The sequence below is a fragment of the Bacteroidales bacterium genome (assembly GCA_023228145.1).
Taxonomy (GTDB): domain Bacteria; phylum Bacteroidota; class Bacteroidia; order Bacteroidales; family CAIWKO01; genus CAIWKO01.
Genome location: JALOBU010000004.1, coordinates 126234 through 146071, shown reverse-complemented (window position 1 = coordinate 146071; position 19838 = coordinate 126234). Strand labels below are relative to the sequence as shown.

Annotated in this window: 16 protein-coding genes and 1 pseudogene; all 17 read left to right on the top strand. The window is 38.6% G+C overall.

Going from position 1 to position 19838, the window contains the following annotated elements; all coding sequences use genetic code 11:
* Position 1: 1 nt before the first annotated feature.
* The 17 genes and pseudogenes from M0R16_03360 (at position 2) to M0R16_03280 (ending at position 19835) form a co-directional block, all read left to right on the top strand.
* Positions 2–931 carry an SDR family oxidoreductase gene (locus M0R16_03360; GenBank protein MCK9611919.1) on the top strand — a complete coding sequence of 310 codons (930 nt, stop codon included), beginning with the start codon at positions 2–4 and terminating at the stop codon, positions 929–931.
* 73 nt (positions 932–1004) lie between these two features.
* Positions 1005–1365, top strand: a pseudogene (locus tag M0R16_03355) (four helix bundle protein).
* A 50-nt stretch (positions 1366–1415) separates the two neighbouring features.
* On the top strand, positions 1416–2273 hold the full coding sequence (gene rfbD / locus M0R16_03350) for a dTDP-4-dehydrorhamnose reductase (protein MCK9611918.1): 858 nt from the start codon (positions 1416–1418) through the stop codon (positions 2271–2273).
* A gap of 77 nt (positions 2274–2350) precedes the next feature.
* Entirely contained in the window at positions 2351–2974 is a 624-nt protein-coding gene (locus tag M0R16_03345) for a hypothetical protein (protein ID MCK9611917.1), read from the top strand.
* A gap of 3 nt (positions 2975–2977) precedes the next feature.
* Positions 2978–3574: a hypothetical protein gene (locus M0R16_03340; GenBank protein ID MCK9611916.1), complete on the top strand. Its 597-nt coding sequence runs from the start codon at positions 2978–2980 to the stop codon at positions 3572–3574.
* A 71-nt stretch (positions 3575–3645) separates the two neighbouring features.
* Positions 3646–4743 carry a methylmalonyl Co-A mutase-associated GTPase MeaB gene (gene meaB / locus M0R16_03335; protein MCK9611915.1) on the top strand — a complete coding sequence of 366 codons (1098 nt, stop codon included), beginning with the start codon at positions 3646–3648 and terminating at the stop codon, positions 4741–4743.
* Between the two features lie 107 nt (positions 4744–4850).
* Positions 4851–5699 (top strand): hypothetical protein, encoded by an 849-nt coding sequence (locus M0R16_03330; protein ID MCK9611914.1) that lies wholly within the window; start codon positions 4851–4853, stop codon positions 5697–5699.
* A 57-nt stretch (positions 5700–5756) separates the two neighbouring features.
* Positions 5757–6560: an alpha/beta hydrolase gene (locus M0R16_03325; GenBank protein MCK9611913.1), complete on the top strand. Its 804-nt coding sequence runs from the start codon at positions 5757–5759 to the stop codon at positions 6558–6560.
* 27 nt (positions 6561–6587) lie between these two features.
* Entirely contained in the window at positions 6588–6800 is a 213-nt protein-coding gene (locus M0R16_03320; GenBank protein MCK9611912.1) for a hypothetical protein, read from the top strand.
* A gap of 196 nt (positions 6801–6996) precedes the next feature.
* Positions 6997–10554, top strand: a complete 3558-nt coding sequence (gene nifJ, locus M0R16_03315; GenBank protein ID MCK9611911.1) for a pyruvate:ferredoxin (flavodoxin) oxidoreductase — start codon at positions 6997–6999, stop codon at positions 10552–10554.
* Positions 10555–10784: 230 nt separating this feature from the next.
* Positions 10785–13094: a patatin-like phospholipase family protein gene (locus M0R16_03310; GenBank protein MCK9611910.1), complete on the top strand. Its 2310-nt coding sequence runs from the start codon at positions 10785–10787 to the stop codon at positions 13092–13094.
* A gap of 153 nt (positions 13095–13247) precedes the next feature.
* A complete protein-coding gene (locus tag M0R16_03305) occupies positions 13248–15392 on the top strand; it encodes a DUF349 domain-containing protein (protein MCK9611909.1) in 2145 nt (714 codons plus the stop codon).
* Positions 15393–15471: 79 nt separating this feature from the next.
* Complete coding sequence (sufC, locus tag M0R16_03300; protein ID MCK9611908.1) at positions 15472–16224, top strand: Fe-S cluster assembly ATPase SufC; 753 nt, start codon at positions 15472–15474, stop codon at positions 16222–16224.
* A gap of 5 nt (positions 16225–16229) precedes the next feature.
* The gene (sufD, locus tag M0R16_03295) at positions 16230–17636 is read left to right on the top strand and encodes a Fe-S cluster assembly protein SufD (protein ID MCK9611907.1); all 1407 of its coding nucleotides are present in this window, start codon (positions 16230–16232) and stop codon (positions 17634–17636) included.
* Between the two features lie 3 nt (positions 17637–17639).
* Positions 17640–18866, top strand: a complete 1227-nt coding sequence (locus M0R16_03290; protein MCK9611906.1) for a cysteine desulfurase — start codon at positions 17640–17642, stop codon at positions 18864–18866.
* Between the two features lie 81 nt (positions 18867–18947).
* Positions 18948–19322, top strand: a complete 375-nt coding sequence (locus M0R16_03285; protein MCK9611905.1) for a four helix bundle protein — start codon at positions 18948–18950, stop codon at positions 19320–19322.
* A gap of 78 nt (positions 19323–19400) precedes the next feature.
* On the top strand, positions 19401–19835 hold the full coding sequence (locus M0R16_03280) for a SufE family protein (GenBank protein ID MCK9611904.1): 435 nt from the start codon (positions 19401–19403) through the stop codon (positions 19833–19835).
* Positions 19836–19838: the final 3 nt, after the last annotated feature.

Here is a 19838-nt window from a genome sequence, read left to right as displayed (position 1 = left end):
TATGAAAAAAAAGATATTGGTTACCGGCGGAGCAGGCTTTCTCGGGTCACACCTTTGTGAGCGACTGTTACATGATGGTTGCGAAGTCATCTGCCTTGATAATTATTTTACCGGGCAAAAAGAAAATATTGTACACCTGCTCAGCAACCCTTATTTTGAGTTGATAAGGCACGATGTTACCATGCCGTTTTTTATTGAGGTAGATGAGATTTACAATCTTGCCTGCCCGGCATCCCCCATCCATTATCAGCACAACCCGATAAAAACCATAAAAACCTCGGTGATGGGGGCCATCAATATGCTGGGACTGGCAAAACGCTTACAGGCAAAGGTTTTGCAGGCTTCTACAAGCGAAGTTTATGGTGACCCCAAAGAACATCCCCAACATGAAAGTTACTGGGGCCATGTAAACCCGATTGGCTACCGCGCCTGTTATGACGAAGGCAAACGTTGCGCTGAAGCATTATTTGTTAACTACCAGCGTCAGAACAATGTGAAAATTAAAATTGCAAGGATTTTCAATACTTACGGTCCAAGGATGCATCCCAGTGATGGCAGGGTGGTCTCCAATTTTATAACACAGGCGTTGAAAAACCAGGATATTTCTATCTATGGTAACGGGAAACAAACCCGTAGTTTTTGTTATGCTGATGATTTGGTTGATGCTTTGATACGCCTGATGAACACACCTGACGATTTCACAGGGCCTGTCAATATTGGAAACCCAGTTGAATTTACCATACTGGAACTGGCTCAATTTGTTATTGAACTGACCCGATCGAAATCGAAAATAATTTTTCAACCCCTGCCTTCCGATGACCCAATGCAACGCAAACCTGATATTGAACTGGCAAAGTCAGCATTAGGCTGGGAACCGAAAATTCAATTAAGGGAAGGGCTGATGAAGACGATAGAATACTTTAAAAAGTGAAGAATGAAAAATGAAGAATGAAGAGTGGAGAGTGAAAAATTAGTAGTAAAAATTTAAAACTGTTAAATATTGAATGAAGAAAGAACGGGATGATATATTAAAAAAAAAATCTTTTAGTTTTGCTGTAAGGGTTGTTAATTCTTATAAATATCTCACAGAAAATTATAAGGAATTTACATTATCAAAACAATTTTTAAAATCAGGAACTGCAATCGGGGCAATGATTCATGAGGCAGCATTTGCGCAATCCAAAGCTGATTTTATAAATAAATTAAGTATTTCCCTTAAAGAAGCAAATGAAACACAATACTGGCTGCATCTCTTAAAAGAAACAAATTATTTTGACGAAAATATTTTCACATGATTGTGAAGAGCTAATTAAACTTCTTGCTTCAAGCATTATAACTTCCAAAAAGTCAATGTATGGGCGATAATACAACAATTTTTAATTTTTCATTTTTAATTTTTCATTATATTTTATCAAATGAAAATCCTGGTAACCGGTAGTAACGGACAATTAGGCAGTGAACTTCGTTTGTATTCAGGCGATTTTCCTCAACATAACTTTTTTTTTACAGATATTGAAGAGCTTGATATTTGTGATAAAAAAGCCGTTTATGATTTTGTTGCTCTAAATAATATTGAATTAATAATTAATTGTGCTGCATACAACGCTGTGGATAAAGCAGAAACCGACTCCACCGCAGCATTTGAACTGAATGCAGTTGCTGTAGAAGCCCTTTGCCATGCCGCAAAAGCGAACAATTCATTTGTTGTTCACATTTCCACGGATTTTGTTTTCGATGGCCAGAAAAAAACTCCCTACACTGAAACAGATACTCCCGGTCCTTTGTCAATATATGCGGCAAGCAAATTTAAAGGGGAAGAAATTGTTTTAAATTCAAAAATACCTTCTTATATTATACGTACATCCTGGTTGTATTCATCCTTTGGTAATAATTTTGTTAAAACCATTATGAGATTAGCCAAAGAAAAACCGGAACTCAGGGTGGTGAATGACCAGATTGGCTCACCTTCTTATGCCCGTGACCTGGCAGAAGCAATTCTTAATATGATAAGTTATTACACACTGCCAGAAAAACCTGAGTTATACCATTATTCAAATGAAGGCGAGATTTCGTGGTTTGATTTTGCAAAAAACATAGTAGAATTTTCTGCATTAAACACCAGAGTGTTGCCTATTTCTGCTCTCGAATTCAATGCAGCAGCAAAAAGGCCGGCATATAGTGTGATGGATAAGAAAAAAATCAAGGACAGTTTCGGGCTTACCATTCCCTATTGGGAAGATAGCCTGAAAAAATGCATAGAGCTTCTGAAATAGCAATAATTTTTTTATAATTTCACTTTTCTTTTCATTAAGTTTCTTCTTTTTATTTAATTTTATTCAGGGATTTTAATATGCGCTGTTTATTAAAAATAATTGTACTGATTTTTTTGCCCTTCTGGGCGTTATCCTTATTAGCTCAAACAGGCAGTAAGACAGAAGGACATTTGTTTTATCAGGGAAAACTTGTAAATATTTCAATAGACAAATACCTGTATGTAACGGATAGTTCGGATTTTTTTTATATCCATGTGTTCATTAAAAATGTCTCAGGGAACATGCTGGGCATTGACCTGAGCAATTCACGATATTTCCTTTATCCAAACCAATGGCAGTTTTCAGATAATGATTTTCGCAGTGTCATTGACGAAACACAAATTATTCCTGCTGAACTTGATGCAAAAAAAATTGCCGAAATAGGCAAAAAGATAAAAGATAAGCAGTTAAACATGGTGTTGCCCGGCCAGACATTTGACTATTATACGGAATTTAATGCTGCAAAGCCTAAAAGCGAAGACATGGTGAAATACAAATACCTGATAATTGCCATTGACGGCCAGATGTTTTTTACTGACGGAAGCAATATTGAACAGGTGAAATGCAACGGAGACATGATTGTTGACCGCGAACTGGCGATACCATGCCCTTTTACATGGCAAAAAATTCAGGAAAAGCAAAAAATTCTGAACAGGAAATAAATCATGGCATCAACTACAAAAATATTGCTGGTTATTTCAGCTGTTGTGCTGGCACTGGTTCCTGTGGCGAATTTATTTGTACCTTATGCTTCTTCTTTTTCGCCGGATGTGGATATATCCCGAATAAACCCTGCTTCCGATCCGAATTATCTGTACAGGCTTCTTATTATTTCTGCTGGATTAGCATTAACGATAATTTCATTATTGGTCTTGGTAATAAGCTTGTTTATAAAAAAATATAATACTGAAAATAAATTAGCCAACCTTTCCATTTTTATTTTTGTTTATGTGGTCGGCTGGATGTTCATGCCTTACTGGGCCAACGGCTTATTTTATGTTTTTTCTGAAGGGACTTCTTCTCTTTACGACCCGAAATCCTTGCTGCCAATGAATATTATAGGTGAAATATGGCGCATACCCATACTGTTGTTATACGGATTATTACTCGTTTATCTGGCATCAAGTTTTATCTGGGTGATAATTTCATCAATAAGTCAACGTAAGGCGGGAACAGCACAAATTATTATACTTATTTTCAATCTGCTTGTGGTGGCATCTTATTTTTTCAGCCCGCATTATTTTTACTGGCTGCTTGATTAAGCGTAAAAATAAAAAAGGTTGTACTCATAATTTTCTGAAAATACTTATTTTTGTATTGAAACAGAAGATACGTGACACATAAATCATATAAAAGCGCCCTGAAAGTTCAGGAGGGTATTGAGCAACCACAGCCAATAAACATTGATGCTGTGAAAAAAATCCGTGGCAGGAAAACTGCCGGACTTTCAATAGAAGAATTATCCGAAGGAGTGATTTCGGGTAATATAACAATTTTAAGCCGGGCTATTACCTTGATAGAGAGCACTTTGCCTGACCACCAAAAAGTTGCCCAACAGGTGCTTGAGAATTGTTTGCCATATACCGGACGTTCTTTACGCATAGGGATAACAGGTGTTCCTGGAGTTGGAAAAAGCTCATTTATTGAAGTTCTTGGCAAGCATTTAACACGGTGCAAGCACAAACTGGCAGTACTCGCCATAGACCCAAGCAGTTACCGCACCAAAGGTAGTATTCTGGGAGACAAAACCCGTATGGAAGAATTAGCCGCTGATGCCAATGCTTATATCCGGCCTTCACCTTCGGCAGGAACATTGGGTGGTGTGGCACGCAAAACATGGGAAACAATTATGCTTTGTGAAGCTGCAGGTTTTAATGTCATATTTGTTGAAACGGTTGGGGTGGGGCAGTCCGAAACTCTTGTGCACTCCATGGTAGATTTTTTTCTTTTACTGATGTTGCCGGGTGCCGGAGATGAGTTACAGGGAATAAAAAGAGGAATCATGGAGATAGCGGATGCCATAGTAATTAACAAATCTGACGGCGACAATGTTAACAGAGCCAGAGCTGCAATGCTGGAATATAAAAATGCCCTTCACCTTTTTCCATTGTCCGAATCGGGATGGGAACCCAGCGTGAAATCATGTTCGGCAAAAGAAAAAACAGGCATTGCTGAAGTCTGGAAGATGATAGAAGATTACTTTAATTTTACTCATTTAAACGGATATTTTGAGAAAAAAAGAATTGAACAGGTTCTGATGCGTATGCGGCACGCACTCAACGAACAACTCCTATCGGATTTTTACTGTCATCCGGAAATAAAAAAACAGATTAAATCACTTGAGCAGGAAATTACTGCCAACAGGCAAAGTTCATATATGGCTGCTACGAAACTTTTAAGGCTTTATTATTCCCTGATGAAAAAAACTTAACAAATGTTAAAGATTTCAGGATATACAAATAAATTCACTAATAATTACGTTAAGATTTTATATTCGGGATTTTTTATAATTTTGTTTAATCATTAAAATATTAAACCATGAAAGCAATTAAAATTTTCAGCGCCTGCCTGATTGTTATAATCTCTGCAGGATTGTTTTTCTCCACCTCTTCCTGTAAGAAAACCGAAGACAACAATGAATACAGCTACCGCGCTGCTATGGATAATTATACTGCTGAACGTGATTTTTACCGTGCCTATAGCCAGATATCCAAAGCTGCTTTTCAGGTTAACAGCAAAAGCACCTGCGATACTATCCAGGGATGCCCGGTATTATATATCAGTGGCGCCTTCCCGGAACGAATCCTAACTATTGACTTTGGTACAGGATGCACCTATCAGGACGGCACCGTTTTTAAAGGCAGGATAAATACGGTGATGACAGGTTTGTATGTTGACTCAGCCCAGACATTTACCTCAACTTTTGAAAATTTTTACCAGACCGTAAATGGCGTTGACCACCAGATACAGGGAACACAGGTAATAACCAACATGGGGCATAATAATGAAGGGCATCCGGTGTATTCCGTAGATGTTCAGGGCGCAAGCATCACATACAACGAAGGCACTATACACTGGACTTCCCAGCGCGAAAACGAATGGGTAGCAGGTTACGATACTTATGTTAATCCCTGGGATGATGAATATGAAGTTACGGGTTCGGCAGAAGGTGCCGATATTAATGGCGCCGCCTTCTCAGTAAATATTACATCCCCGCTTTTATACAAATTTTGCCAGTCCATTTTCAGCTGGATAATTGCTTCAGGTACTATTGATATTGTTAATCCCGGATATCCCACCATAACAGTAGATTATGGAACAGGCACATGCGACCTGATTGTTTATGTGATAATTAATGGGACAACCTACACTTTGGTGTTAGGATAATTGCATTTAATACAAACCAGACCTGCCTGAATACCGGCAGGTTTTTTTTTACCCAAAATGAAAAAACTGTTGCTGGCATTTTTGATAGCCGTTCTTGTTTACCTCATAATATGTGTACTTGTTTATTTTTTTCAGAAACATGTTATTTTCTTTCCTCAAAAAGGTTCCGTTCCTCCACCCGAAGATTTGAAAATAAGTGAGCACCGCATAACGACCCGCGATGGGGAGCAGCTTCATGCATGGTGGATGCCTGTTGATACGGCAGAATACACAGTACTTTTTTTTCATGGCAATGCCGGGAATATTTCACGGGGAGAGAAACGAATGCGGCTTTTTCATGAAATGGGTTGTAATGCACTTGCTGTAGATTACAGAGGCTATGGAATCAGCACGGGCAGTATTGGAAAGGAAGAAGATATTTATGAAGATGCAAATGCATCGTGGAAATACCTTACAGAAACTTTGAATATCCTTGAGGAGAAAATAATTATCTGGGGGTGGTCGCTGGGGGGAGCAGTGGCGGTGGATCTCGCACAAAATAAAAATTGTCATGCACTGGTCATGGAATCAACATTTTTCAGATTGAAAGATATATCAAAAAAGACTTACTGGTTTTTGCCGAATAAGTTGTTGCTTCGATTTCATTTTACATCCGGAGAAAAACTTTTAAAAATTCACGCCCCCGTTTTGTTTATACACAGCAAAACAGACGAAACAATCCCTTATGAACATGGAAAGCGTTTATTTGAAAAATTTTCTGGCGAAAAAAGGTTTATTGATATTACAGGGGATCATAATCATGGAATATTTGATTCGCAGGAAAAATTTATTTCGGAGGCGAAAACCTTTGTGAAGTTTTGATAGAATTTGTAATTTTGTAAAAAAAATATGAAATCATTAAAAATATTTTTTGGATTATTTTCATTGTTCATTTTTATTGCTTGTGGACCAACACAGGAAGAACAGGAAAAACAGAAAAAAACCGAAGACTCGCTCATGGAGATAGAACGGAATAAAGCCCTTGAAAATGCAGATAAATTACTACAGATGGATACGACCGAAGTCGTGAATGACTCTGTTGCAGTTCAGGAAAATAAGTAACTGATTGTCATTTGCCATAACTGTGATTCTCTTCATGATGAATGTTTGAAAATCGGCAAGTAAATGCCTTTATTTCTAATTATTTTTAGGAAAAATCACACATTACTTTTGATAAATCACTATTTTTGTATGGATATCTGTTAAAAATCAAATAATTAATAAACATATTATCAGAAACTTAAATTGTAATCAGGAAATGGAAAAGAAAAAAAATTTTATTACTTGTGATGGTAATTATGCAGCAGCATACATTGCTTATATGTTTACTGAAGTAGCATGTATTTACCCAATAACACCATCATCTAACATGGCAGAAAATATTGATGAGTGGGCCGCCGCCGGGAAAAAAAATATTTTCGGTGAAACGGTAAGCCTATCCGAAATGCAATCGGAAGCAGGCGCTGCCGGCGCACTGCACGGCGCGCTTCAGGCTGGCTCACTTGCCGCTACTTATACTGCTTCACAGGGATTGTTGCTGATGATCCCGAATATGTATAAAATTGCCGGTGAATTACTACCGGGTGTATTACATGTATCTGCCCGCAGCCTTGCTGCTCAGGCATTATCAATTTTTGGCGACCACAGTGACGTAATGGCAACCCGTAACACTGGGTTTGCAATGCTCGCCACCGGTAGCGTACAAGAAATTATGGATATAGCAGCCGTAGCACATTTTACAACCCTCAAATCAAGAGTACCGTTTCTTCATTTCTTCGATGGATTCCGTACTTCACACGAGATTCAGAAAGTAGAAGCTCCTGCTATGGAAGACATGGAAAAGCTCCTCGACAAAAAAGCTTTGAAAGAATTCCGCGACCGCGCACTTAACCCAGAACATCCCGTTACACGCGGTACCGCACAAAACCCGGATATTTATTTCCAGTCACGCGAAGCTGCCAACAAATACTACGATGCCGTTCCCGACATGGTCGAACACTATATGAACGAAATGGCAAAAATCACCGGCAGGGAATACCATCCATTTACGTATTACGGTGCAAAAGATGCCGAAAATATTGTGGTGGCCATGGGCTCCATCACCGAAACCCTGAAGGAAGTTGTTGATTATCTCGTGGCCAAAGGCGAAAAAGTAGGTTTAATTTCGGTTCATTTGTATCGTCCTTTTTCAGAAAAATATTTCATGAAGGTTTACCCGAAAACAGCAAAAAGAATTACGGTTCTCGACCGCACCAAAGAAATCGGAGCTAACGGCGAGCCTCTTTATCTTGATGTTCGGGACCTCTTCTACAACAAACCCGGCGCCCCGATGATCGTCGGCGGAAGGTACGGCTTGAGCTCAAAAGATACCACCCCCGCCATGATGGTTTCCGTTTTTGAAAACATGAAACTAAAAGAACCAAAAAACCAGTTCACCGTGGGTATCGTTGATGACGTTACCTTTAAATCACTGCCGTTGTTACCCGAAATCAGCGTTACCCCAAAAGGAACATACGAAGCCAAGTTTTACGGTATCGGATCAGACGGCACGGTCGGCGCCAACAAAAATTCAATCAAGATCATCAGCGAAACCACCGATAAATATTGCCAGGCCTATTTTGCCTATGACTCGAAAAAATCAGGCGGTATTACAGTTTCTCACCTTCGTTTTGGTGACAAAGTAATCAGGGCTCCATACCTGGTAAACACTCCGGATTTTGTTGCCTGCCACGTTCCGGCATACCTTGAAAAATATGATATGCTGAAAGGCCTGAAAAAAGGTGGTACCTTCCTGCTGAACAGTATCTGGGATGCGGAAGAAACCAAAAAACATCTGCCGAATAAAATAAAGAAGTACCTTGCTGCCAACGATATTAAATTTTATATCATCAACGCAACCAAAATCGCTGAAGAAATCGGATTAGGAAACAGAACCAATACGATCACGCAAACAGCATTTTTCAAAGTATCCAACGTGATACCTTTTGACCTGGCTGTGAACCATATGAAAAAAGCCATCGAAAAAACCTATGGAAGAAAAGGCGAAGAGGTCGTGAAACTGAACATCGCTTCTATTGATAAAGGTGTTGAAGGTGTAGTTGAAGTGAGCGTGCCTGCCGACTGGAAAAATCTTCCTGATGACGTGGCCCTAGATGATAAAAATCTTCCTGATTTCATTAAAAATGTGTTCGCCCCCATCAATGCCATGAAAGGCGATGATCTTCCTGTAAGCGCATTCTTAAACAGGGAAGACGGAACATTCCCATCAGGCACCACCCGTTACGAAAAAAGAGGTGTTGCCGTTAACGTTCCCGAATGGATCCCTGAAAATTGCATCCAGTGCAACCAATGTGCTTTTGTTTGCCCTCACGCCGCCATCAGGCCGTTCCTGTTGAATGAAAACGATCTGAAAAACGCACCGGCAAATACCAAAACACTGAAAGCTGTCGGAAAAGAGTTAGAAGGATTGCAATTCCGCATGCAGGTTACCGTGCTTGATTGTACAGGTTGCGGCAATTGCGAAGATGTTTGTCCCGCTAAGGTCAAGGCGCTGGAAATGAAACCGCTTGGAACACAGGAAGCCGAAATAGAACGTTATACCTATATGGAGGAAAAGGTTGGATACAAAACATCCAATATTGATATTTTCAAAATTTTCAAAAACAGCCAGTTTGCACAGCCGTTATTTGAATTCTCGGGTGCTTGCGCCGGTTGCGGTGAAACTCCATACATAAAACTGATCACTCAGCTCTTTGGCGAAAGAATGATCGTAGCCAACGCTACAGGATGTTCTTCCATTTATGGCGGCTCAGCGCCAGCTACTCCATATTCAATAGCAAAATCAGGCAAAGGCGTTGCCTGGGCGAACTCTCTCTTTGAAGATAATGCCGAATATGGCTACGGAATAGAAACCGGTGTCAGAAAACTGCGTGGACGCATTGAAAGACTGATGAAAACAGGTTTGGAATCAGACCTTCCGGCCGAAACCAAAGAAGCTTTCAAAGCTTGGCTTGATGGCATGAACAACGCTGAAGCTTCGGATGCTGCTGCTAAAAAAATTATCCCCCTGATTGAAAAATCCGAAAATCCGATAGCAAAACAAATTTTTGAGCTTAAAGATTACCTGGTAAAGAAATCAGTATGGATATTTGGTGGCGACGGCTGGGCTTATGATATTGGTTATGGCGGACTTGACCACGTACTTGCGTCAGGCAGCGATGTAAATGTACTTGTACTCGACACAGAAGTTTATTCCAATACTGGAGGACAGGCATCCAAATCCACACCTATTGCTGCTGTTGCAAAATTTGCAGCCGCCGGAAAACGCATTCGTAAAAAGGACCTGGGCATGATGGCCATGTCCTATGGATATGTATATGTTGCACAAGTTGCCATGGGCGCAAGCTACGGGCAATATTTTAAGGCGATTAAAGAAGCTGAAGCATATCCAGGACCTTCTTTGATAATTGCTTATGCTCCATGTATTAACCATGGCCTGCGGGCAGGTATGGGGAAATCGCAGGAGCAGGCTGCCCTGGCAGTGGAAGCCGGATATTGGTCATTATATCGCTACAACCCATTGTTAGAGAAAGAGGGGAAAAACCCCTTCACTTTAGATTCGAAAGAGCCAAAATGGGAAGAGTTCCAGAATTTCCTGAACAGCGAAGTGCGTTTTACATCGCTAAAGAAAACATTTCCTCAGGAAGCAGAAGAACTCTTTAAAGCAGCTGAAGAAAATGCCAAATGGAGATACAGAAGTTACCAGCGCCTGGCACAAATAGATTTTAATATGAAAATGGCAGAAAAAAATCAATAATTCTTGTTTTTGTAATATACCCCTTGTTGATTATTTGACAAGGGGTTTTTTATAGAACTTATATGAAATTATTCCGTAAAAGAGCCTTTGGTTTTAAGCAATGGTTTTGGGTTAAACTTTAACAGAAATATCATACTAATTTATGTTTTAATATTTGTATGAACCCGATATATAGAAGACATAATAGAAGAACTTAACAAGCGTTAAAATAAATAGTAATAATTAAATAGTTGATAGTTTTTTCTCACTATATCAAGAAATTCATTGTTTTATCAGCCCTTTGGCTTATTTGTCCTTATTTTTCCAATGCCCAGAAAGTGGCGCTGGTACTTAGCGGAGGAGGAGTTAAAGGCTCGGCACATGTGGGTGTGCTGAAAGCTCTTGAAGAAAATAATATTCCAGTTGATTATATTGCCGGTACGTCTATGGGCGCTGTGGTGGCAAGTTTATATGCGGCAGGCAACACCCCTGAACAGATTGAAAAAATTATCACTTCACCGGAATTTCTTCACTGGACAAAAGGTACTGTGGAAGATAAATATTTTTTTTACTTTAAACAGGATCACCCGGATGCTTCCTGGCTGGATGTAAAATTTAATTATGATACCATATTAAATTATAAACTTCCCACAAATATCAGAAAAACTGATCAAATAGATTTTGGGTTGATGTATTTCCTGACGGGTGCAGGAGTGGCTGCCAATGAAAATTTCGACAGCCTGTATATCCCTTTTCGCTGTGTGGCTGCAGACATTGTGGATAAAAAAGCCGTTACCATGAAACGTGGATACTTTCCCGAAGCGGTAAGGGCTTCTTTGACATACCCTTTTTATTTCAAGCCGATTAAGGTTGATGACCGCTTATTATTCGATGGGGGAATGTATAATAATTTTCCTGCGGATGTAGCTCTTGAGGATTTTAATCCCGACTATATCATTGGTAGTAATGTAGCAAAAAACTGGGTTACTTCGGATATTGATGAAACCAATATTATTTCCCAGATACAAAATATGCTGACCACAAATACTAATTATAGTGTTATTTGTGAAAATGGAATAATGATTGAGCCAGATTTACCGAAGGTGAAAGAACTCGAGTATGAAAAAGCAAAAGAAATGATTGAACTGGGCTATTATGCTGCTTTGGAAAAAATACCCGAAATAAAAAAATATGTTTCTGATACCATTAACAAAGAACAACGCTCAAACAAAAGAAATAAATTCCTGCTAAAAAAACCGCCCTTACTCTTTGATTCCATTACCATCGAAGGCGTTAACCCCTTGCAGGCAGAGTACATCCGAAGGTCTATAATGCATTCAGACACCGTTTTTACTGTCAGTAAACTGAAAATGGAGTATTTCAGGCTTATTGCCGATGATAAAATAGAATCAATTTACCCTAAAGCACACTATAATAAAAAAACAGGATTTTATAATTTAACCTTGAAAGTTAAAAAAGAGAAAAATTTTGTTGCTCAGTTCGGGGGCTTGATTTCTTCCGGCAGTATAACCGGAGCTTATGTCGGATTGCAATATAAGTATCTCGGCCTCACAGCCAGCAAGTTATCGGTTAATTTTTATATTGGGAAATTCTATAACTCTGCACACATTAAAAACCGTTTTGATTTTCCCACTCGTGTGCCATTATCGCTGGAAACATCTTTTTCAATAAGCAAATGGGATTATTTTAAAACAACGATTCGCTTTCTGGAGGATATAATGCCTTCATATCTAGTTGAAAATGAGATAAATTTTATGACTGATTTTTCAATGCCTGCCGGAAATAAAGGGAAATTTTCCATCGGTGCAGCTATAGCCCGTAAACGCAATCAATACTATCAGCATAACTTGTTTTCGAAGACCGATACTGCCGACCGCACAAATTTTGATTTTATTACCGCACACTTCTTTTATGAAAGAAATTATCTTGACAGGAAACAATATGAAATATCAGGAGATAACCTCATCATTGATGCAAGATATGTTTACGGGGGTGAAACAAATGTCCCGGGTTCAACTTCTCTAAACAAGATGTCTGATTATAAGCTGAGGCACTGGGCGCAATTTAAAATTCATTATACAAAGTATTTTAAAGTGGCAAACTTTTATCATTTTGGCATACTTGCCGAAGCTGTGATAACCAATAAACCGCTTTTTTTTAACTATACTTCCAGTTTGCTTTCGGCCCCTGCTTTTCAACCGACTCCCGAAAGCAAAGCGTATTTTTTGCCTGAATACAGGGCGAATAATTTTGCTGCTGTTGGCATAAGGAATATTTTTAATATTTACAAACGAATACATTTTCGTTTGGAGGGTTATTTATTTCAACCTTATCAGGAAATTCTCAGCACCGAAAAATACGAAGCTCATTATGGTAAAATTTTTGAAACCCGCAGCGCTCTTGCTTATGCCGCTTTGGTATATAACAGCCCTATATGCCCCATCAGTTTAAGCATATCCTATTATCACAGAGAGTATAAACCATTGTCAATCATGTTTAATATCGGTTACATTATGTTCAATAAAAGAGCCTTGGATTGATGGCTTGACACCCTTTCATATTTGAAATATAATAACATAGCATAAAAGTTTTAATGTATTTTCGAGATAAATTATATTATTTTTGCTTTCTTTAATTGCAATCTTCCTTACTGATTCCGAATAGGTTTCGGTATTTTATTATATTTAATTATTATGAGCGAACAAACTGAAAAAACATCTTCCCATAAAACCGAAAAGGTGGTAAACAAAAAAACTGCTGATGGTATGGACATTACTGAAAATTCTGTAGTTACGGCTGTAGATGATGTAACAGATAATGAACCTACTAAACAGAAGAAAAGAACCGGTAAAAAAAACATTCCCGAAATTAAAAATGATGCAGCAGAGGTAACGCAGGAACCTTTCAATGAAAATGAGGCGAAACCTGTTGATAACGAAGCCCCTGAAGGCAAATCCGTAAAAATTGCAGCAAGGAAATTACCTTCAAAAAAAGCATTAGCTGCAAAAAAAACAACAGAAGTCCCAGAAAACGAACCTGAAGACAGATTGCTTCATGAAGCTGATTTTGTTGCTTCCGATACTGATATGGAAGAGGAACACGAGGAACAACTTCAAACAGATTTTACTGAACTTTCAAGAGAAGAACTTGTGTCAAAGCTGGAAGAGCTTGTTCAGTCGAATGAAATAAGCAAAATTAAAGCACGTGTCGCGGGCATCAAGGTAGTATATCTTAGAAGAACCAAAGCCGAAAAACAGGCAGCTATGGATAAATACCTGGCCGATGGAGGCAATAAAGAGGACTATATACAACCTGCCGATACCCTTGAGGAAAGGTTTAAAAATGCTTTTGATATTTACAAAGAAAAAAAAGTTCATGACGATGCACGGCAAGAAAGAGCTAAACTTGAAAACCTTGAACAAAAGAAACAAATACTGGAAGAGATAAAACAACTTATTAGTTCTGAAGAATCACTTAAGAAAACCTATGATGAATTTAAAATTCTTCAGGAGAAATGGAAGCAGATAGGGCAGGTTCCACGGAATGAAATAGAAAGTTTATGGAACAATTATCATTACCTCGTAGATAAGTTTTTTGAAAAAGTTAAAATAGGCAAAGAACTTAAAGACCTTGACCTGAAAAAGAACCTTGAGCAGAAGATACTTTTATGCGAAAAAGTTGAAGAGCTTCTATTCGAAAAATCAATTACAAAATCGTTCAAGCTTCTTCAAAAATATCATGATGAATGGAAAGAGATTGGTCCAATTCCACAGGACAAGAAGGATGAGATTTGGGAAAGGTTTAAAACGGTATCGGATAAAATAAACCAGGCACGAAGGGAATATTATTCCAAATTACAGAGCGAACAGGAGGCCAACCTTCTTGCAAAAACAGCTTTGTGTGAAAAAATGGAAGCAATAAATGCCGGAGAGATAGCCACGGGCAATGACTGGAAAGCAAAGACAGCTGAAGTTCTGGAAATGCAGGAATTATGGGACAGTATTGGCCGCACACCGGCAAAATTCAACGATGAAATATGGGAACGTTTCCGGAGTGCCGTGAACTTGTTTTACAACAATAAAAATGAATTTTTTAGCCAGCTGAAAGAACAGCAGATTACAAACTACAACCTGAAGCTGGGTTTATGTGTGCAGGCCGAAGCGGTTGTTAACAACAGCAACTGGAAACAAAGTACCGCAGAAATATTAAATTTGCAACAGGAGTGGAAAAAAATCGGGCCTGCGCCAAAACGCTATTCCGAAAAAGTATGGAAAAGATTTCGTGCTGCCTGTGATGATTTTTTTAAAAGAAAATCTGAGTATTTTTCAAACATCCAGAGCAATGAACAGGAAAACCTGAAAAAGAAAGAGGCTTTGCTTGAGCGTATGCTATCTTTTGAATTCAGCGATAATAAAAATGAAAATTTTGAAGCACTGAAAAATTTTCAGAGAGAATGGGTTACAATAGGATATGTGCCTATGGATGTAAAAGAAATTCTGCAGGAAAAATACCGGCAGACAATAAATCAGTTGATGGATAAATTGAAGATATCTTCCGTGGAGATGAGCACATTGCACTACAAAACTCGTATTGAATCTTTGCAGGGAGACCCCGATGCGGGGAGGATGCTTTCAAAAGAACGGTTTCAACTGGAAACAAAAATTTCTGCTATTAAAAACGAAATCAACCTTTGGGAAAATAACATTGGCTTTCTGGCAAACTCTAAAAACGCTCAGGTACTTAAAACTGAATTTGAAAGCAAGATAAATAAAGCCAAACAGGAAGTCGCTCTGCTTGAAGCGAAGCTGAAACTGCTTAAAGGGATGAAAAATAAATGATGAGCTTTTTGAAATTAACTTTTTATCAATTTGTAAAATAACCTATAATATTTCCGTAATAAATAAAAACACCATGCTTCTGCTCGAAATTAAAAACCTTAAGGTCTCTATTAATAATAAGAAAATTATAAAAGGGCTGGACTTAAATGTGAACGCAGGAGAAGTCCACGCAATCATGGGCCCCAACGGCACCGGAAAAAGCACACTGGCTTCGGTAATAGCAGGTCGTGATGTTTTTGAAATTACCGAAGGTGAAGTAAAATATAAGGGAAAAGACCTGTTAACCGTGCCTGTCGAAGACCGCTCGAGAGAGGGAATTTTTTTGGGGTTTCAATATCCGGTAGAAATTCCGGGTGTCAGTATGACAAATTTTATGAAAACAGCGGTGGATGAACACCGCAAATACAAAGGCCTGCCGCAGCTTTCAGCATCAGAGTTTCTGAAAATGATGGATGAAAAGAAAAAAATGGTGGAAATACACTCTAACCTTACCAGCCGTTCGGTGAACGAAGGCTTTTCCGGTGGAGAAAAAAAACGCAATGAGATTTTTCAGATGGCCATGCTGGAGCCGACGCTGGCAATACTTGATGAAACGGATTCGGGGCTTGATATTGATGCACTCAAAATTGTTGCCAATGGTGTCAACAAACTTCGCCGCCCTGATAATGCTTTTATAATTATTACTCATTATCAACGCTTGCTGGATTACATAATTCCAGATTTTGTTCACGTGCTGTTTGAAGGCCGCATTGTGAAATCAGGCGGGAAAGAACTGGCACTGGAGCTCGAAGAAAAAGGCTACGACTGGATTAAAGAAGAACAAGAAAAATGAAACCCATGAACCCTGCAACACTTGTTCCGGAAAAAGAAAAATTAGTTAGCCTTTTTGAACAATATAAAACGGAGATTTGTTCAAATGATAATGCGTATATTTCTGAATTAAGGAAGAAAGCACTTGCTTTTTTTTTAACAAACGGTTTCCCTACAAGAGATATTGAAGAATGGAAAAACACCAGTCTTATTGATTCCTTATCGAATACTTACAATTTTCATTTTGAGCCTTCAGATGAAAAAGTGGATATTGACAAGATTTTTCGTTGCGAGATACATAATTTTGAAACCTTATTATTTACTCAACTCAATGGATGGTATGTCTATAAGCAAAAACCGCTTACCGAATTTCCGAATGGAGTAATCGCTGGAAGCCTTGCTGCAGCTTTCGGCGCATATCCGCAACTTATTGAAAAATATTACGGCAGAGCTGCCATGATGGAGAAGAACGGGCTGACTTCTTTGAACACTGCTTTCGCTCAGGATGGAATTTTTATTTTTATTCCTGATGGGGTTTCCATAGAAAAACCCTTGCAAATTGTAAACATCGTCAATACGGATGAAGATCTTTTCATGCAGCCTCGCAACTTGATTATATTGGGTAAAAACTCAAAATTAACACTTGTTTATTGCGATGATTCCACAAAATATAAAAAAAGTTTTATTAACGCCTGCTCAGAAATTTTTCTTGATAATAATTCCGAACTCGATTATTATAAGCTTCAGAATAAAGACAGCCTTTCAACGGTAATTACAACAACGTTTTGCCTGCTGGAAGAAAGTGCCAGATTACACACGAATACGTTAACGCTTAACGGTGGTGTAGTCCGCAATGAAACTCATGCCATGCTTGCCGGTAGAGGTTCCGAAGCAAAAGTTTACGGACTTTACCTTGTGGATAAGGAACAGCATGTGGATAATCAGGTTTATGTTGACCATATTGCTCCAGAAACAACGAGTTACGAAAAATTCAAGGGTATCATTGACGACAATGCCAGCGCGGTGTTTAACGGACACATCCATGTATGCCGTGATGCTCAGAAAACCGAAGCTTACCAGAGCAATAAAAACATTCTTCTCACAGACACGGCTCATGTGAGAACCAAACCTTTTCTTGAAATTTATGCCGATGATGTGAAATGCAGCCATGGCGCTACGGTAGGACAGCTAGACCCCGAAGCTTTATTTTATCTTAAATCAAGAGGCATTTGCGAACGTAATGCACGTATGCTTCTGATGTATGCTTTTGCAATAGAAATTGCCGGAAAAATAAAAATAGAATTGCTTCGCGAACGTATTGAAGATATGATATCAAAAAGGCTCAAAGGCGAACTTTCTATTTGCGACCAGTGTGTGTTGCATTGTAAGGAAAACGATATTATCAACTTTGAAATAGATATGAGTAAAGTCTGAGTTATGGGCGAAAAAGCGGACATCAATTATATCAGAAAACAGTTTCCCCTCCTGAAAAAAGAAATTTTCGGCAAACCATTGATATATTTTGATAATGCAGCCACCACGCAAAAACCCCAGCGTGTCATTGATGCCCTTACAGATTACTACACAAACTTTAACAGTAACATTCACAGGGGCGTGCATTACCTGAGCCAACAGGCAACTTCTGCTTTTGAAGAAAGTCGCAAAGCCATTCAGCAGTTCATCCATGCCAAACACACCCATGAAATTATTTTTACGCGAGGAACTACAGAATCTATAAATCTTGTCGCTGCTTCTTTTTCAAAAAAATTTCTGAATGCGGGTGATGCTGTTCTGATAACGGCAATGGAGCATCATTCAAATATTGTTCCCTGGCAAATGGCATGTGATGAAAAACAAGCAAAACTCCATGTATTGCCCATAGATGAAAAGGGATGCCTGATAACTGACCAGTTGGAAAACCTGCTGGATAACAACTGCAAAATTGTGGCGGTAACACATGTTTCCAATACTTTAGGAACAATAAATGACATTCAGCATATTATCAAAACTGCTCATTCCCGCAACATTCCTGTTCTGATTGACGGTGCACAGGCCATTTCGCACCTTCCGGTGGATGTACAGGAACTGGATTGCGATTTTTATTGTTTCTCCGGGCACAAAATGTTTGCGCCCATGGGTGTAGGAGTGCTATATGGAAAAGAAAAAATTCTTGAAGAGCTTCCACCATACCAGGGCGGTGGTGAGATGATTAAACATGTGAGTTTTAAAAAAACAACTTTTAACGAACTACCTTTCAAATTTGAAGCAGGGACACCCAGTGTTGCTGATGTCATCGGATTAAAGGAAGCCATAAATTTTATTCTTGATGTGGGTTATGAAAACATCTCTGCACATGAAAACGAATTGTTAACCCATGCAACTCAAAAGTTTAGCGGATTAGAAGACATGCGTTTTTTCGGTACGGCAGGGCATAAAACATCAGTATTGTCTTTTTTGCTGAGCAATATTCATCCTTACGATGCCGGTGTCATACTTGATAAGATGGGAATTGCTGTCCGTACTGGCCACCACTGTACCCAGCCGCTTATGGATTTTTTCGGTATTCCCGGAACGGTGCGTGCATCCTTTGCTGTTTATAATACGAAGGAAGAAATTGATATCATGGCAGAAGCACTGCTGAAGATTAAAGTAATGTTTGAATAGCATTTCTATGAAAAATTTTTAATGTTCAATATTCAATGTTCAATAATCAAAGCGTAATATAAAAGGGGAAACAAATTATATATGAACAAAAAGTATGATTTGGAAGACCGGCTTGTTGACTATACTTGTAGTATGACTGATATTATTGAATTATTACCCAACTCAAGGGCAGGCAATTATATTGCCGGACAACTTATCCGTTCTTGTCATTCACCGGCCTTAAACTACGGAGAAGCTCAGGCAGCGGAGTCTCGTGCTGATTTTATTCATAAACTTAGCATTATTCTTAAAGAATTAAAAGAGTGTCGTACATGTTTAAAAATAATGCAAAAAAAAGAAATGATATCTCCATTGAGCAAACTTATGAATATTTTTACTGAAACAGAAGAGCTGATAGCTATCATAGCCAAAAGCATTGCTACTGCTCAGAAAAACAGTGAGCATAAAACCAAATAAAAATTTTTTATAATTGAACATTGTTCATTGCAAATTGATTATTGAGCATTTAAAATATAAATCAATAACAACATCCAAATGAAAACATACGAAGAAGCATCGTCTGAAATAATTAATGAATTTCAGATGCTGGACGAATGGCTTGATAAATACAATCATATTATTGAATTGGGGAAAACGCTGCCGCTTATTGATGAAAAATACAAGACGGAGAATTATCTTATCTCCGGCTGTCAGTCGCAGGTATGGCTTTATGCTGATTATAAAGACGGCATGGTATTTTTCACTGCTGATAGCGATGCTATCATTACCAAGGGAATAGTGAACATCCTTATCCGTGTGCTTTCGGGCAGAAGTTGTGACGAAATAATAAATGCAGACATGGAATTTATTAACAAAATAGGTTTGCGCGAGCACCTTTCGCCCACCCGTTCCAACGGCCTTAACTCTATGATAAAACAGATGAAATTGTATGCGTTGGTTTATAAAACTAAATTCGAATCTAATAAATAAAAA

What these genes read in the sequence shown, in the direction of transcription:
- M0R16_03360 (MCK9611919.1), top strand. Translation starts at nt 2, where the DNA reads ATGAAAAAAAAGATATTGGTTACCGGCGGAGCAGGCTTTCTCGGGTCA.
- rfbD (MCK9611918.1), top strand. Translation starts at nt 1,416, where the DNA reads ATGAAAATCCTGGTAACCGGTAGTAACGGACAATTAGGCAGTGAACTT.
- M0R16_03345 (MCK9611917.1), top strand. Translation starts at nt 2,351, where the DNA reads ATGCGCTGTTTATTAAAAATAATTGTACTGATTTTTTTGCCCTTCTGG.
- M0R16_03340 (MCK9611916.1), top strand. Translation starts at nt 2,978, where the DNA reads ATGGCATCAACTACAAAAATATTGCTGGTTATTTCAGCTGTTGTGCTG.
- M0R16_03330 (MCK9611914.1), top strand. Translation starts at nt 4,851, where the DNA reads ATGAAAGCAATTAAAATTTTCAGCGCCTGCCTGATTGTTATAATCTCT.
- M0R16_03325 (MCK9611913.1), top strand. Translation starts at nt 5,757, where the DNA reads ATGAAAAAACTGTTGCTGGCATTTTTGATAGCCGTTCTTGTTTACCTC.
- M0R16_03320 (MCK9611912.1), top strand. Translation starts at nt 6,588, where the DNA reads ATGAAATCATTAAAAATATTTTTTGGATTATTTTCATTGTTCATTTTT.
- nifJ (MCK9611911.1), top strand. Translation starts at nt 6,997, where the DNA reads ATGGAAAAGAAAAAAAATTTTATTACTTGTGATGGTAATTATGCAGCA.
- M0R16_03305 (MCK9611909.1), top strand. Translation starts at nt 13,248, where the DNA reads ATGAGCGAACAAACTGAAAAAACATCTTCCCATAAAACCGAAAAGGTG.
- sufD (MCK9611907.1), top strand. Translation starts at nt 16,230, where the DNA reads ATGAACCCTGCAACACTTGTTCCGGAAAAAGAAAAATTAGTTAGCCTT.
- M0R16_03290 (MCK9611906.1), top strand. Translation starts at nt 17,640, where the DNA reads ATGGGCGAAAAAGCGGACATCAATTATATCAGAAAACAGTTTCCCCTC.
- M0R16_03285 (MCK9611905.1), top strand. Translation starts at nt 18,948, where the DNA reads ATGAACAAAAAGTATGATTTGGAAGACCGGCTTGTTGACTATACTTGT.
- M0R16_03280 (MCK9611904.1), top strand. Translation starts at nt 19,401, where the DNA reads ATGAAAACATACGAAGAAGCATCGTCTGAAATAATTAATGAATTTCAG.